Below are 15985 nucleotides of genomic sequence, written 5' to 3'. Positions count from 1 at the left end.
AATGCGCGTTATGGTCTTGGGTAGCGGCGTCATCGGTACCGCCAGTGCTTATTATCTGGCTCGAGCCGGGTTTGAAGTGGTGGTTGTGGATCGTCAGCCGGCTGCTGCCATGGAGACCAGTTTCGCCAACGCCGGCCAGGTATCGCCGGGTTATGCCTCGCCGTGGGCAGCGCCGGGTGTACCTCTCAAGGCGATCAAGTGGCTGCTGCAGCGTCACGCCCCACTAGCGATCAAGGCTACGGCTGACATCGACCAGTACCTGTGGATGGCGCAGATGCTGCGCAACTGCACCGCCAGCCGATATGCGGTGAACAAAGAGCGCATGGTCCGCCTGTCCGAGTACAGCCGTGACTGCCTCGATGAATTGCGCGCTGAAACCGGCATCGCCTATGAAGGCCGCAGCCTCGGCACCACGCAGTTGTTCCGCACCCAGGCGCAACTGGATGGCGCGGCGAAAGATATCGCCGTCTTGAAAGAGTCCGGCGTGCCGTTCGAACTGCTCGATCGTGCCGGCATCGCCCGGGTCGAACCGGCCCTGGCCAGCGTTACCGACATCCTCGCGGGCGCCCTGCGTCTGCCGAATGACCAGACCGGCGACTGCCAGATCTTCACTACCCGCCTGGCCGAAATGGCAGTGAAGCTGGGCGTTGAGTTCCGCTTTGGCCAGGACATCCAGAAGCTCGACTATGCCGGCGACCGGGTCAACGGCGTTTGGATCGACGGCAAGCTGGAAACCGCTGACCGCTACGTACTTGCGCTCGGCAGCTACTCGCCGCAGCTGCTCAAACCGCTGGGCATCAAGGCCCCGGTGTATCCGCTCAAGGGTTACTCCCTGACCGTGCCGATTACCAATCCGGCGATGGCGCCTACTTCGACCATCCTCGACGAGACCTACAAGGTCGCGATCACCCGTTTCGACAACCGCATCCGAGTGGGTGGCATGGCGGAGATCGCCGGTTTTGACCTGTCGCTGAACCCGCGTCGGCGTGAAACCCTGGAGATGATCGTCAACGACCTCTATCCTCAGGGCGGCGATCTGGCCCAGGCGAGCTTCTGGACCGGCTTGCGTCCAACTACCCCGGACGGAACGCCGATTGTCGGCGCGACGCCGTTCAGCAATCTGTTCCTGAACACGGGTCACGGCACGCTGGGTTGGACCATGGCATGCGGTTCCGGTCGCTTGCTTGCCGACTTGATGGCCAAGAGGACGCCGCAGATCAGTGCCGAAGGCCTCGATATTTCCCGTTACGGCAACAAAATTCAGGAGTCTGCAAAACATGTCAATCCAGCGCCAGCTCACCAATGAGCGCATGAGTCAGATCGTCGTCCATAGCGGTACCGTGTATCTGGCAGGACAGGTCGGCGACGATATGAGCGCCGGGATTGAACAGCAGACCCGTGAAACATTGGCCAATATCGAGCGTTTGCTCGATCTGGCCGGGACCGACAAGAGCCGCCTGCTGTCAGTGACGATTTACCTGAAAGACATCGACGCAGATTTCGCCGGCATGAATTCGGTGTGGGACAAGTGGCTGCCCAAAGGTGTTGCCCCAGCCCGTGCCACGGTTGAGTCCAAGCTGTGTGAACCGCAAATTCTGGTTGAGCTGTCGGTAGTGGCTGCTCTGCCTTAAGCAAGATCCCTCTCCCGGTGCGACTGGCGGTTAACGCCGCCAGCAGCGCCGGTTTTTATTCCACTGACCGACCAGAAGTCTGCCGCCATGCGTCCTGCCCGTGCCCTGATCGACCTCCAAGCCCTGCGCCACAACTATCAACTGGCCCGTGAAGTCACGGGGGCCAAGGCCCTCGCGGTGATCAAGGCCGATGCCTATGGTCATGGCGCTGTACGTTGTGCCCAGGCCCTGGAAGCCGAAGCAGACGGTTTTGCCGTAGCGTGCATCGAGGAGGCTCTGGAGCTGCGGGCTGCAGGTATTCGCGCGCCGGTCTTGCTGCTTGAAGGCTTTTTTGAAGCCGATGAGCTGTCGCTGATCGTCGAGCACGATTTCTGGTGCGTAGTGCATTCGTTGTGGCAACTCGAAGCCATCGAAAAGGCTTCGTTGAGCAAGCCGATTACGGTATGGCTCAAGCTTGACTCGGGCATGCATCGGGTCGGCCTGCATCCTGCGGATTACCAGGCTGCCTATCAGCGGCTCCTGGCCAGCGGCAAGGTCGCGAAGATTGTGCTGATGAGCCACTTCGCCCGTGCCGATGAGCTGCATGATCAGTCCAGTGCCGAGCAGGTCGCGGTGTTCGAAGCGGCACGCCAGGGTTTGTCGGCTGAAATCAGCCTGCGCAATTCGCCGGCAGTCATGGGTTGGCCGCAAATTCCCAGCGACTGGGTTCGCCCGGGGATCATGCTGTACGGCGCGACGCCGTTCGAAGAAGCCAACACCGTGGCTTCGCGCCTGCAGCCCGTGATGACCCTCGAATCGAAAGTGATTTGCGTGCGTGAGCTTCCGGCTGGCGAGCCAATTGGCTACGGAGCCCGTTTTGTCACGCCGCGGCCGATGCGCGTGGGCGTGGTGGCCATGGGTTATGCCGACGGTTATCCGCGCCAGGCGCCGACTGGTACGCCAGTCATGGTCGCTGGCCAGCGCAGCCAGTTGATTGGTCGGGTTTCGATGGACATGCTGTGCATCGATCTGACTGATGTGCCCCAGGCAGGCCTGGGCTCAACCGTCGAGTTGTGGGGGAAAAACATCCTCGCCAGCGAAGTGGCAGCGGCTGCCGACACGATTCCTTACCAGATCTTTTGCAATCTGCGTCGGGTGCCAAAGCTCTATTCCGGGGATTAAGGCTCACCTCAGCGCGCCGGAAGTCGCCTCGCCCAACGGGATTCAGGTCCAAGTGTTGTAAATACTGAACGCTGTCGCCATGATAACGCTCAATATTCAACTACCTGAATTCTGGAGGCGCAAGCTTGGACGTCGGTGAACGACTGCAATCGATCCGTAAGCTCAAGGGTCTCTCCCAGCGTGAGCTCGCCAAGCGCGCGGGCGTCACCAATAGCACCATCTCGATGATCGAGAAGAATAGCGTGAGCCCCTCGATCAGTTCGCTGCGCAAGGTGTTGGGCGGCATTCCCATGTCCATGGTCGAGTTCTTTTCAGAAGAAATCCTGCAGGAAAAACCGACTCAGATCGTCTACAAAGCCAACGAGCTGATCGATATTTCCGATGGTGCCGTGACCATGAAGCTGGTCGGCCGGGCGCACCCGAGCCGCGCCATCGCATTCCTCAACGAAATCTACCCCCCAGGCGCCGACACCGGTGACGAGATGCTCACCCATGAAGGGGAAGAGACCGGGATTTTGCTGGAGGGGCGACTGGAGCTGGTGGTGGGGCTTGAAACATTTGTGCTCGAAGCTGGCGATAGCTACTACTTTGAAAGTACCAAGCCGCACCGTTTCCGTAATCCGTTCGATGCGCCAGCGCGACTAATCAGCGCAGCGACACCGGCGAATTTCTAAGAGAAGAGGCGTCCTGCCAGTACTGCCGAGGCGCCCGAACCGTTTTAACGTCATGGAACAAGACCCCTTCGACTTTGGGGTTGTTTCAGTGTGGCGGGCTTACCGTTATACTTGCGCCCGCCTGCGAACCGTGGCCGTGGGCGTGACTAGCCACCATTGAGGGTGAACGCGTGAACCTAATTATGAAAATGCTGGCTGTACCAGCAACCGTACTGGCCCTATGGGCTGTCAGCGCTCAAGCTGCGACGAATGATGATATTGCCAAACGCCTTGAACCCGTAGGCAAGGTCTGTGTAACAGGTCAAGAGTGCAAGGGTATGGAAGTCGCTGCGTCTGCCGGCGGCGGTGATGCCAAGACCCCTGACTCGATCATTGCGAAACATTGCAACGCTTGCCACGGCTCCGGCCTGTTGGGCGCGCCAAAAATTGGTGACACTGCAGCCTGGAAAGAACGTGCGGATCACCAGGGCGGCCTCGACGGCATCCTGGCCAAAGCGATCACCGGGATCAACGCAATGCCGCCAAAAGGCACCTGTGCCGATTGCTCGGATGCTGATCTCAAAGGCGCCATCGAGAAAATGTCCGGCTTGAAATAAGCGTTCATTTTTCAGCAAAAAGCCGCTTTTGGGCGGCTTTTTTGTGCGCGTGTGCATACCTTCGTAGCAGCTGGCGAAGCCTGCGTCCGGCCGCGAAGCAGTCGTAAAACCTTGGCATGCGGTGCCTTTGAATGACTAAAGGTCCTGAAGGCGAGGACTTCGTCCTCGAACGCAGCCTTCGGCAGCTGCTACAAGGTTCCGCCGGCTTGCTCCTCCTGATTGGATAATTTCCCACCCTACCAGACTGTTCAATGCAGCAAAGAGCATGCAAGCTCGGTCCAACCCCAATTCACGGAATGTAAGGGAAGGTCAGATGGTTCAGCTGTGTTCTATCGAGCAAGCGGTCGATGATGTCCTGGCGCGGTTGCCGGCACACATTCACATGGGCCTGCCCTTGGGTCTGGGCAAACCCAACCATTTCGTCAACGCGCTCTATCAGCGCGTGGCGCAGCTGCCCGAGCGCCAGCTGACCGTCTACACCGCGTTGTGCCTGGGCCGGCCGGTGCTGGGGGACGGCTTGCAACGGCGCTTCCTCAAGCCTTTCATCGAGCGGGTGTTCGGTGACTACCCGGAGCTGGATTTCCTCGCGGACCTGCTCAAGGACAGCCTGCCGGCCAATATCCATGTGCAGCAATTCTTCATGCAGCCTGGCAGCCTGCTGCACAGCGAGTCGGCCCAGCAGGATTACGTCAGCAGCAACTACAGCCACGCCGCCCGGGACATCAATGCGGCCGGCTTGAACCTGATCGCGCAGCTGGTGGCCAGCCATAGCGAGCATCCCGATCGCCTGAGCCTGAGCTGCAACCCGGACATCACCCTCGACTTGTTCCCCATGATCGAAAAGCGCCGGGCAGCGGGGGAGACGATTCTGGTGGTGGGGCAGGTGCATAACGATTTGCCCTACATGCCAGGCGACGCGGAAATCGGCATCGATACCTTTGACCTGTTGATCGATGCCAAGGACGACTCCACGCTGTTTTCCACGCCGAACATGCCGGTGGGTTTCCAGGACCATTTCATCGGGCTGCACGCCAGCACCCTGGTGCGCGACGGCGGCACGCTGCAAATCGGCATCGGTTCCATGGGCGATGCATTGACCGCCGCATTGCTCGCGCGCCAGGCCGACAGTGACGGATACAAAGCGCTGCTGGCAGACATCAATCTCAGCCAGTGGGCGCAGCTGATCGACCGCGAAGGCGGCATCGAGCCGTTCGCGAGGGGCTTGTATGGCTGTAGCGAAATGTTCGTCAACGGTCTGCTGGTGCTGGCGGATGCCGGGATCGTGCGGCGCAAGGTCTACCCGGATGTGCCCACCCAGCAACAGGCGAATGCCGGTACGCTGGATGAGGCCGCACAGACCGATGGCATCTCGGTGCATGGTGGATTTTTCCTCGGGCCGCGCAGCTTCTACGAGCGTTTGCGTGAATTGCCGCAAAGCAAGCGCCTCGAATTCAACATGACCCGCATCAGCTACATCAATGAGCTCTACGGCCAGGAGGAGCTAAAGCGCCTGCAGCGCCTGGATGCGCGCTTTATCAACACGGTGTTCACCATGACCCTGCTGGGTGCCGGGGTGGCCGATCAGCTGGAAGACGGGCGCGTACTCAGCGGAGTCGGCGGGCAATACAACTTTGTCGCCCAGGGCCATGCGCTGCAAGGCGCTCGTTCGGTGTTGATACTGCGCAGCTGGCGCGAGGCGGGCGGCGAGGTCAGTTCGAACATCGTTTGGGAATACGGCCATTGCACCATCCCGCGGCATCTGCGCGATATCGTGGTCACGGAGTACGGCATTGCCGATCTGCGCGGCAAAACCGACGCGGCGGTGATCGAGGCGCTGCTGAACATCAGCGACTCGCGCTTTCAACCGGAGCTGATCGAACAGGCGCAAAAAGTTGGCAAATTGCCGAAAGATTTCCGCATGGACCCGCGTTTCGCCGACAACAGTCCGCAACGGCTGCAGGCCATTCAGGCGCGGCATCCGCAGTTGTTTCCGGAGTATCCGTTGGGATGCGATTTCACTGAGGTGGAGCGGGATCTATTGCGGGCTTTGAACTGGTTGAAGAGCAAGTTCAAGCTGGCGGAAATTCTCGAGTTGGGCAAGGCAGCGCTGGATGCGCCAGAACCGTCGGAGTTTCCGGTGCATCTGGAACGGATGCAGCTGACCCATCCGGAGGGTTTGAAGGAGGATCTGTTTCAGCGGCTGTTGCTCACCGGCCTGAAAGCCACCACGATCTAACCAACAACACACACCCTTGTAGGAGTGAGCCTGCTCGCGATGGCGGTGTCACAGGCAACAATGATGTTGAATGTGATGGCCTCATCGCGAGCAGGCTCACTCCTACAGGGGGGGCAGCGGGTTATTCGATGAAGGTTACAACGCCATCCTTCAACGACTGCACACGCGCCAGCGATTCAACACGATAACCCTGCGAGTCCAACTCGGCACGGCCACCCTGGAACGACTTCTCGATCACGATGCCCAAACCGGCCACGGTCGCGCCGGCCTGCTTGATGATCGAGATCAGCGCCTGCGACGCCTTGCCGTTGGCCAGGAAGTCATCAATGATCAGCACGCGGTCGCTGCTGGTCAGGTGGCGCGGGGAGATCGCCACGGTGCTTTCGGTCTTCTTGGTGAATGAGTAAACGGTCGCCGACAGCAGGTTTTCAGTCAGGGTCAGGGACTGTTGCTTGCGGGCGAAGATCACCGGCACGCCGAGGTTCAGCCCGGTCATGATCGCCGGGGCGATGCCCGAGGCTTCGATGGTGACGATCTTGGTGATGCCCGAGTCTTTGAACAGCGCGGCGAACTCGTCGCCGATCAGCTTCATCAGGGCCGGGTCGATCTGATGGTTCAGGAAGGCGTCGACCTTCAGGACCTGATCGGAAAGCACGATGCCTTCTTCGCGGATTTTCTTGTGCAGTGCTTCCATGAAGCTTTCCTCTACTGGCGCAGCAGGCGCCTAGCTTGTCAAAAAGTGTTCGGTTGAAATGCTTGGGTTAAAAAGTACTCAATTCTAGCGCTTTAACATCGCCCGTATATCTGCCAATGCGGTATTGCCGCGAACGGCTTTGACTTCAACCGGGGTGTCGTCATTGCCTTCCCAGGCCAGGTCGTCCGGCGGCAGTTCATCAAGGAAGCGGCTCGGCGCACAGTCGATGATCTCGCCGTATTGCTTACGCTTGGCGGCGAAGGTGAAGGCCAGGGTCTGACGCGCGCGGGTAATTCCGACGTAGGCCAGGCGGCGTTCTTCTTCGATGGTGTCGGCTTCGATGCTGGAGCGGTGGGGGAGAATTTCCTCTTCCATGCCCATGATGAACACGTAAGGAAATTCCAGGCCCTTGGACGCGTGCAACGTCATCATCTGCACACCTTCGGCGCCATCCTCCTCTTCCTGCTGACGTTCCAGCATGTCGCGCAGCACCAGCTTGCCGATGGCGTCCTCGACGGTCATCTCGCCTTCTTCGTCTTTTTCGAGGGTGTTTTTCAACGCCTCGATCAGGAACCAGACGTTGCCCATGCGGTAATCGGCCGCCTTGTCGCTGGAGCTGTTGGTGCGCAGCCAGTTCTCGTAATCGATGTCCATGACCATGCTGCGCAGCGCCGAGATCGGGTCTTCGCCGGCGCACTGCTCGCGAACCTTGTCCATGAAGCGCTTGAAGCGCGACAGGCGATCGGTGAAACGCGTGTCCAGGTGTTCGCCCAGGCCGATTTCGTCGGTGGCAGCGTACATCGAGATCTTGCGCTCGGTGGCGTAGTTGCCGAGTTTTTCCAGGGTGGTTGAACCGATCTCCCGGCGCGGCACGTTGATCACTCGCAGGAAAGCGTTGTCGTCGTCCGGGTTCACGATCAGGCGGAAGTAGGCCATCAGGTCCTTCACTTCCTGGCGCCCGAAGAAACTGTTGCCGCCGGACAGGCGATAGGGGATCTGGTGGTGCTGCAGCTTCAGCTCGATCAGCTTGGCCTGGTAATTACCGCGGTACAGGATCGCAAAATCGCTGTAGGGGCGATCGGTGCGCAGATGCAGGGTCAGCAGTTCCACGGCCACGCGCTCGGCTTCGGCGTCTTCGTTGCGGCAGCGGATAACGCGGATCTCGTCGCCGTGGCCCATCTCGCTCCACAGCTGTTTTTCGAATTCGTGAGGGTTGTTCGAGATCAGCACGTTGGCGCAGCGCAGGATGCGGCTGGTGGAGCGGTAGTTCTGCTCGAGCATCACCACTTTCAGGGACGGATAGTCGTCCTTGAGCAACATCAGGTTTTCCGGCCGCGCGCCCCGCCAGGCGTAGATCGACTGGTCGTCGTCGCCGACCACGGTGAACTGGTTGCGTTTGCCGATCAGCAGCTTCACCAGCAAATACTGGCTGGCGTTGGTGTCCTGGTATTCGTCTACCAGCAGGTAACGAACCTTGTTCTGCCATTTTTCGAGGATGTCGGCGTGTTCCTGGAACAGCTTCACCGGCAGCAGGATCAGGTCGTCGAAATCCACCGCGTTGAACGCCTTGAGCGTGCGCTGATAGTGGGTGTAAACGATGGCAGCTGTCTGCTCCTTCGGATTGCGCGCATTTTCCAGGGCTTCGGCGGGCAGAATCAGGTCGTTCTTCCACGAGCCGATCATGTTCTTGATCTCGTCGACGCCGTCGTCGCCCGAGTATTCCTTCTGCATGATGTCAGTCATCAGCGATTTGACGTCGGTTTCGTCAAAAATCGAGAAGCCCGGCTTGTAGCCCAGGCGAACATGTTCCTTGCGGATGATGTTCAAGCCCAGGTTATGGAAGGTGCACACCGTCAGGCCGCGGCCTTCGCCGCCCTTGAGCAGGGTGCCGACCCGTTCCTTCATCTCGCGCGCGGCCTTGTTGGTAAAGGTCATGGCGACGATGTACTGGGCGCGGATGCCGCAGTTCTGGATCAGGTGCGCAATCTTGCGCGTGATCACGCTGGTCTTGCCGGAGCCAGCACCGGCGAGCACCAAAAGAGGGCCGCCGACGTAGCTCACGGCTTCTTGCTGCCGGGGATTGAGTCGGGACATACGGAATCAGGGAGTCGTTTGCGAAATGGGCCGGCATTTTAACAGGCTCAGCAATTTGTGCTGCTCTGTCCGACTTGTGACGCACCACGCTAACTGCATTTGCCGGTTTTGTTACTTTCACGCAGGATACGTGAGGTATTTGCGTCTAATGTTCGTAATTCCTGATACAAAAGCCACGTTTGATAACTGATGTCATTTGGTCATTGGTTGGTGGCGCGGCATAATGCCCGTCGCTTACATCACTGCAGAGTCTAGGGAGCTAGCTTGTCTACGCCTGTCGAACCCTTGCGTTTGCTGCTACTGGCCGAAGAGCCAGCGTGGACAGCGTTGTTGCGTGAGTGTCTGGCTCCGATGGGGAGCTCGGCCGTGCTCATCAGCGCTCCGAACTGGGAGTCTGTCAGCAGTCTGTTCGATGACAACCGCAGTGCGGTGTTATTGACGATACCTGCTCTGCAGCCACTTCCCGGTCGTTGCACCCTGCCAACCGTTTTGCTGCTCGAACACGAGCCGGCGTCGCCCCCCGATGGTGTGAGCGACTGGCTGGTGCGCGATCTGCTCGATCCCGGCATGTTGCGTCGCTGCCTGCGCCACGTACGCGAGCGCGGTCTGCTGGAGACGACCCTGCAGCGCCTGGCCGAGCAGGACCCATTGACCGGCATCGCCAATCGCCAGGGTTTCCAGACCCTGTTGGCGGCGCGTCTGGTGGAAAACGACGGCCGTGGCCTGGCCCTCGGGCATCTGGACCTCGACAACTTCCGCCACGCCAACGACGCCCTGGGGCATCAGGCCGGGGACCGGTTGATTCTGCAGGTGGTCGCCAGGCTGAAGAGCCAACTTGAGGTGGGTGACCAACTGGCGCGGTTGGGCAGCGACGAATTTGCGCTGTTGATCGATACCCGCCGGGCCCCCCAGCGCGCCGAGTGGATGGCCGAAAGAATCACTGAAGCATTGGCCGAACCCTATTGGGTCGACGGCGAAAGCCTGCTGATCGGGTCCAGCCTGGGCATCGCCCACGCTCGCGCCCAGGCCGGCGCTGACCCGCTGATGTGGCACGCGCACATCGCCATGCAGCAGGCCAAGAGCACCCAGGGTTGCACCTTTCACATCTTCAATGAACGTATCAACCGCAATGCGCGGAGCATGGCTGACCTGGAAAGCGAGCTGCGTCGGGCACTGCGCCGCGATGAGCTGGAACTGCATTACCAGCCCCGGCTGAACCTCGAGGACGGGCAAATCGTCGGCCTCGAAGCGCTGGTGCGCTGGCGTCATGCCGAGCGCGGTTTGCTGCCACCCAGTGAATTCGTACCGCTGGCCGAGCAGAGCGGCTTGATTGTGCCCCTGGGTTACTGGGTTATTTCCCGTGCCCTGCGCGACATGCAGGCCCTGCGCGAGCGCGGGCTGCCAGCGCTGCACATGGCGATCAATCTGTCGTTCCGGCAATTCCAGGACAGCCAGTTGTTGCCGACCCTCAGCCGCCTGATCGTTGAGCGCGGGGTCGAGGCGCAGTGGCTGGAGTTCGAACTGACTGAAACCGCCGTGATGCGTCGCAGCGACTTGGTCAAGCAGACCATGGATGCCCTCGGGCGCCTGGGCGTGCGCTTCTCCCTGGATGACTTTGGGACCGGCTTCTCTTCATTCGTGCACCTCAACAGCCTGCCCATTGCCTTGCTGAAGGTCGACAAGAGTTTTGTCGGCGGCATGGAAGAGCGCGAGGAGAATCGCAAGCTGGTGCACGCGATGATCAACCTGGCGCACAACCTCAACCTCGAAGTGGTAGCCGAAGGCGTGGAAACTCCGGAGCAGCTGGAGCTGTTGCGCGGCTTTGGCTGTGATCAGGTGCAGGGTTACCTGATCAGCAAGCCGTTGCCGTTGGTGGAGTTGGTGGAGTATTTGTCGTTTGGCTCGAGCCAGCAGCCCGCCATGGAAGTCGTGAGCTAACCCAAATCCAATGTGGGAGCGGGCTTGCTCGCGAAGAGGCCGTGTCAGGCAACATCACTGTCGCCTGACACTGCGCCTTCGCGAGCAAGCCCGCTCCCACAGGGGGATCTCATTTCCACAAAGGGATCTCAGTCAGGTTGGGCGACCTGAAAACGCTGCGGCGACGCCGGCTCCCGCCGAATCATCCGCTTCATTTTCCACTCAAACGCCAGCGTCAGGCTCACCGCTGCACACGCCAGGCCCAGCGCCAGGCCCCACCACACCCCGGTCGGGCCCCAGTCGAGGTGGAATGCCATCCACCAGGCCGCCGGTGCGCCAATCAGCCAGTAGCAACCCAGTCCAACTAGAAACGTGGTCTTGGCATCCTTGAGCCCGCGAATGCAGCCCATGGCGATAGTCTGCGTGCCGTCAAACAGCTCGAACCAGGCGGCGACCGCCAGCAGGCTCACCGCCAGTTCAATCACTGGGCGGAACGCCGGGTCGTTGTGATCCAGGAACAAGCCAATCAGCTGATTGGGCAGTAACCAGAAAACCATCGCGAAACCGAGCATCGCTGCGGCCCCGAACACAATGCCGACCCGTCCCGCCAGTCGTGCATCCAGCAACTGCCCGGCGCCGTAGTGCTGGCCGATACGCATGGTGATCGCGTAGGACATGCCGGCCGGCACCATGAACGCCACCGAAACGATCTGCAGGGCAATCTGATGCGCGCCCAGCTGTGTACTGCCCATGGTGCCCATGCACAGCGCGGCGAAGGCGAACAGCCCGACTTCCACGGCGTAAGTGCCGCCGATGGGCAGGCCCAGGCGCCATAGTTCCTTCAGGTACTGGCGGTTCGGCCGTGACAGACCTTCGCGCAATGGATAAGCGTCGTACGCCGGATGCCGCCGGATATACAGGGCCAGCGCCACTGCCATCAGGTTGGCGACGATGGCCGTGACCAGCCCGATCCCCACCAGGCCCATCTTGGGCAGGCCAAACATGCCGGTGATCAATGCATAGTTGAGCAGGAAGTTCGCCACCGTGCCGGCGAGGCTGATAACCATCACCGGCGTCGCCCGACCGATTGCACTGGTGAAGCCGCGCAGGGCCATGAAGCTCAGGTAGCCGGGCAGGGCGAACGGCAGGATCATCAGGAATTGCCCGGCCATGTGGACGTTGCTTTCGGTCTGGCCGAACATCAGCAGCACAGGCTTGAGGTTCCACAGCAGCAGGCCGGCAGCCAGCGCCATCAGCCATGCCAGCCACAACCCCGCCTGAGTGAGCTTCGCTGCCCCGACGATATCGCCCGCACCCTGACGGATTGCCACCAGCGTACCTACCGCGGCAATCACGCCGATGCAGAAGATCGACACGAAGGAATAAGTGGCCGCGCCCAGGCCTCCGCCGGCGAGCGCTTCGGGGCTGATGCGCGCCATCATCAAGGTATCGGTGAGGACCATCAGCATGTGCGCCAACTGCGAGGCAATCAGCGGCCCCGCCAGCCGCAATATGGCCCAGAGTTCAATACGCGCTGGATGCTTCATGATCATCACGCTCGATTTTCAGAGGGAACAGTAGACCGTCGATTTTCGGCGCTTTGCAGGATTTTCACAAAGGGATAAAAAGGATGGGTGGCATGACTAAAACTCATCATGCAGAGTTTCTGCTAAGTTGTTGGCATTGCGCTGTAGGAGCTTTCTGAATGTCCCGTCGTCTTCCTCCGTTGTATGCCCTGCGTGCTTTTGAAGCGGCCGCTCGTCACAGTTCGTTTACCCGGGCGGCTGAAGAGCTGTCGATCACCCAGAGCGCGGTCAGCCGGCATATTCGTACGCTTGAAGATCATTTTGCCTGCCGACTGTTTCACCGCAGTGGCCGCAACCTGCAACTGACCGAGTCGGCGCGGCTGTTGCTCCCGGGCATCCGCGAGGGCTTCACCGCGCTGGAACGGGCCTGCAATACCTTGCGCGCCGAAGACGACATCCTGCGCATGAAGGCGCCTTCTACCTTGACCATGCGCTGGTTGCTGGCACGCCTCAGCCGCTTCCGTCACCTGCAGCCGGGGAACGAGGTGCAGCTGACCAGCGCCTGGATGGACGTCGATTCGGTGGACTTCAACGACGAGCCCTTCGACTGCGCCGTGTTGTTGAGTAATGGCCATTTCCCCCCCGATTGGGAGGCAAGTTATCTGTTCCCGGAAGAACTGATCCCGGTGGGCGCGCCAAATCTGCTGAACGAGCAACCTTGGGACGTGACGCGCCTGGCCAATACCGAACTGTTGCATCCCACCCCGGATCGCCGCGACTGGCGCAACTGGCTAGAACGCATGGGGCTGGCCGAGCAGGTATCGCTCAAGGGTGGGCAGGTATTCGATACGCTGGAGCTGGGCATGATCGCTGCAGCGCGGGGCTACGGCGTGTCGATGGGTGATCTGCTGATGGTGGCCGAGGATGTGGCTCAGGGACGTCTGAGTCTGCCGTGGCCGACTGCCGTGGCCAGTGGTGAGAAATATTACCTGGTCTGGCCGAAAACTCGCCCCGGCGGTGAGCGTATGCGCCGGCTCAGTGACTTCCTGCAGGGAGAGGTCAAGGCCATGGAACTGCCGGACGTCGAGCACCTGAGCTGAATCGATAGAGCCTGAGCAGCGCCAGGCTCCGGACATATCCGGGTAATCGGCTCAAGTATTCAGTTTTGCCGCCGAAGAGATGCGGGTGGAACCTTCGTGCAGGTTCGACGTAAACCCCATTATTAGAAATATCGCTGAGTGTGCAGCCAGATCAAGGAGGATTCGGACGCTTGGCCAGGAGCTGTCATGTCTCAACCTCGCGCCCGCATTGCCTCACAGCTGGGTATCGCGCTTGCCGTGATACTGGCGATTGTCATCAGCTGCAGCACCCTGTTCGCCCTGCGTTCGCTGGACACCGCCAACCTCGCTACCCGCGAAGAGCACCTGGCCAGCGAGGCCCGGTTGCTGGCCGATCAGTTGAGCACCTTTCACGGAACGCTGCGTGAGAGTACCCAGCGTCTCAGCGGCCTGTTCGAGAAGCGCTTCAGCGCTGGCCTCAGCCTGCACCCGGAGCAGCCGGTGACGGTCGCGGGCGTGTCGACGCCAGGCTTGCACCTGGGCAGCGAAGTGCTGAACAACAATTTCCAGGAAGTAGATGAGTTCAAGCAAATGACCGCCGGGGTCGCCACGCTGTTCGTGCGTAACGGCGACGACTTCATCCGCGTCAGTACTTCCCTGAGCAAGCAGGATGGCACGCGAGCCATCGGCACGCTGCTGGATCACGCTCACCCGGCTTACGCACGCCTGATGGCGGGACAGAACTACGTCGGTAGGGCCCTGTTGTTCGAACGTTCCTACATGACCCAGTACACCCCGGTACGCGACAGCGGCGGCCGGGTGATTGCCGTGCTGTTTGTAGGATTCGATTACACCGATGCGCAGAACGCGCAGTTCGCCAACCTCAAGCGCTTCCGCATCGGTCAGACCGGCTCCCTGGCGTTGCTGGATGAACAGGGTAAATGGCTGGTGCCAATTGCTGGAGTACAAGCATTGGAACAGGCGGCGCCAACCCTTGCGGGTCTGGCCAAAACGCCTGGCAAAGGTGAGTTCTGGAGCGACCAGTCCGAAGACTTTTACAGCGTGGCCGTGCCGTTCGAGGGTGGTCCCTGGTCGGTGGTGGCGAGCATGCCCCAAGCGGAAATCCGCGCCGTGACCTGGAGCGTCGGCATTCAACTGGCGATCGGCAGCCTGCTGGCGATGCTGATTGCAGTCGGTGCGGCGGTCTGGTTGTTGCGCAGCAAACTGGCGCCACTGGGTGATCTGGTGCGCCAGGCCGAAGCGCTGGGCGCCGGTGATCTGAGCGTGCGCCTGAATGTCTCGAGCCATGACGAAATCGGTCAGTTGGCCCGGGCTTTCAACCAGATGAGCCAGGCGCTCTCGACCATGGTGGAGCACATCCGCAAAGCATCGCAGGAGGTCAATAGTCGTGCCCAGGCACTGTCTGGCCTGTCTGGCGGTGCCTACGAAGGCATGGAACAACAGTCTGGCGAGATCACCAGCATGGCCGGCGCCGTGGAAGAATTCAGCGCCACCTCCCTGAACATCGCCGACAACATGGGCAGCACCCAGCTACTCGCCCAGGAAAACGCCGAGCAAACCCGGATCGGTCGGACTTCGATGGACGAGGCTTCTTCGTCCATTGAGCAAATCGCTGGCGCGCTGAACAGCACCGCGACGGTCATCAACACGCTGGGCCAGCGTTCACAGGAAATTGGCGGCATCGTCGGGGTGATCACCTCGATTGCCGAGCAGACCAATCTGCTGGCGCTCAACGCGGCGATCGAAGCAGCCCGCGCAGGTGAGCAGGGCCGTGGTTTTGCCGTGGTCGCCGATGAAGTACGCAACCTGGCTTCACGTACTCGCCAGGCGACCGATGAAATTTCGCTGATGATCCAGAGCATTCAGCAGGAGACAGGCAATGCCATCAGCACCATGGAGCAGGGCAATGTGCTGATGCAGGAAGGTCTGTCGCGCAACGCCAACGTCGCGGCGGCCCTGGCGCGCATCGATGAGCAGAGTCGCGCGGCCGGCCAGCAGTTCTCGGCGATCACCACGGCCACCCAAGAGCAGAGCAGCACTGCAACTTTGCTCAGCAGCAACTTGCAAAGCATTGCGCTGGCCAACAGCGAGCAGCGTGAAGTGGTGTCGCACCTGGCTGTGACGGCGAAAGAGCTGGAGAGCTTGGCGGCGGGGTTGCGTTCCGAGGTTGACCGGTTTCGTTGAGGTGTCGCTGGTATAGCTATCGCGAGCAGGCTCACTCCTACAGTGCCAGGTGGCCATCACTGTGACCGCCGACGTTCTGCGGTAGGAGTGAGCCTGCTCGCGATAGAGGCCTCACTTTCTTGAGCTGATACCAATGCAGCGGGCCAATTCTTGGCTTTTTTAGCTTGATGAATCGTTTCAGCAAGTCTATAAA

General features: G+C 60.4%; 12 protein-coding genes and 1 pseudogene. 10 read left to right on the top strand and 3 right to left on the bottom strand.

Features of this window, described 5'->3' with window-relative positions; all coding sequences use genetic code 11:
• Position 1: 1 nt before the first annotated feature.
• From dadA to ORL50_RS02010, 6 genes are all read left to right on the top strand, one after another.
• Positions 2-1306, top strand: a complete 1305-nt coding sequence (gene dadA, locus ORL50_RS02035; RefSeq protein ID WP_266009547.1) for a D-amino acid dehydrogenase — start codon at positions 2-4, stop codon at positions 1304-1306.
• Positions 1278-1631 (top strand): RidA family protein, encoded by a 354-nt coding sequence (locus ORL50_RS02030; RefSeq protein ID WP_266009546.1) that lies wholly within the window; start codon positions 1278-1280, stop codon positions 1629-1631. The genes dadA and ORL50_RS02030 overlap by 29 nt, the downstream gene beginning before the upstream one ends.
• An 87-nt stretch (positions 1632-1718) precedes the next feature.
• Positions 1719-2792, top strand: coding sequence for an alanine racemase (alr, locus tag ORL50_RS02025; RefSeq protein ID WP_266009545.1), 1074 nt, complete (start codon positions 1719-1721; stop codon positions 2790-2792).
• Between the two features lie 125 nt (positions 2793-2917).
• Positions 2918-3466, top strand: coding sequence for a cupin domain-containing protein (locus tag ORL50_RS02020; protein WP_008150195.1), 549 nt, complete (start codon positions 2918-2920; stop codon positions 3464-3466).
• Positions 3467-3648: 182 nt separating this feature from the next.
• The gene (locus tag ORL50_RS02015) at positions 3649-4062 is read left to right on the top strand and encodes a c-type cytochrome (protein ID WP_122840998.1); all 414 of its coding nucleotides are present in this window, start codon (positions 3649-3651) and stop codon (positions 4060-4062) included.
• Positions 4063-4375: 313 nt separating this feature from the next.
• Complete coding sequence (locus ORL50_RS02010) at positions 4376-6298, top strand: acetyl-CoA hydrolase/transferase C-terminal domain-containing protein (RefSeq protein WP_266009544.1); 1923 nt, start codon at positions 4376-4378, stop codon at positions 6296-6298.
• A 121-nt stretch (positions 6299-6419) separates the two neighbouring features.
• Here the strand turns inward: ORL50_RS02010 and ORL50_RS02005 are convergent, their stop codons facing one another.
• Together ORL50_RS02005 and rep are read right to left on the bottom strand one after the other, a co-directional pair.
• Positions 6420-6992 carry a xanthine phosphoribosyltransferase gene (locus tag ORL50_RS02005; protein ID WP_016772573.1) on the bottom strand — a complete coding sequence of 191 codons (573 nt, stop codon included), beginning with the start codon at positions 6990-6992 and terminating at the stop codon, positions 6420-6422.
• A gap of 84 nt (positions 6993-7076) precedes the next feature.
• A complete protein-coding gene (rep, locus tag ORL50_RS02000; RefSeq protein ID WP_266009543.1) occupies positions 7077-9086 on the bottom strand; it encodes a DNA helicase Rep in 2010 nt (669 codons plus the stop codon).
• Between the two features lie 264 nt (positions 9087-9350).
• Here rep and ORL50_RS01995 point away from each other — a divergent pair, with 264 nt between their 5' ends.
• Positions 9351-11024 (top strand): putative bifunctional diguanylate cyclase/phosphodiesterase, encoded by a 1674-nt coding sequence (locus ORL50_RS01995; protein ID WP_266009542.1) that lies wholly within the window; start codon positions 9351-9353, stop codon positions 11022-11024.
• 128 nt (positions 11025-11152) lie between these two features.
• Here ORL50_RS01995 and ORL50_RS01990 read toward each other — a convergent pair whose 3' ends face one another.
• A complete protein-coding gene (locus ORL50_RS01990; RefSeq protein ID WP_266009540.1) occupies positions 11153-12550 on the bottom strand; it encodes a NorM family multidrug efflux MATE transporter in 1398 nt (465 codons plus the stop codon).
• A 158-nt stretch (positions 12551-12708) separates the two neighbouring features.
• On the opposite strand from ORL50_RS01990, the gene ORL50_RS01985 reads away from it, so the two are divergent.
• From ORL50_RS01985 to ORL50_RS29015, 3 genes and pseudogenes are all read left to right on the top strand, one after another.
• Positions 12709-13629 (top strand): LysR substrate-binding domain-containing protein, encoded by a 921-nt coding sequence (locus ORL50_RS01985; protein WP_266009538.1) that lies wholly within the window; start codon positions 12709-12711, stop codon positions 13627-13629.
• Between the two features lie 186 nt (positions 13630-13815).
• Positions 13816-14889, top strand: a pseudogene (locus tag ORL50_RS29020) (Cache 3/Cache 2 fusion domain-containing protein); the annotation flags it as partial.
• A 42-nt stretch (positions 14890-14931) separates the two neighbouring features.
• A complete protein-coding gene (locus ORL50_RS29015) occupies positions 14932-15792 on the top strand; it encodes a methyl-accepting chemotaxis protein (RefSeq protein WP_416236002.1) in 861 nt (286 codons plus the stop codon).
• Positions 15793-15985: the final 193 nt, after the last annotated feature.

It is taken from the genome of Pseudomonas sp. RIT-562, assembly GCF_026241895.1.
Taxonomy (GTDB): Bacteria; Pseudomonadota; Gammaproteobacteria; order Pseudomonadales; family Pseudomonadaceae; genus Aquipseudomonas; species Aquipseudomonas mandelii_F.
Note: the sequence above shows the minus strand (reverse complement) of the source record. Positions and strands in the feature narration are given on the sequence as shown.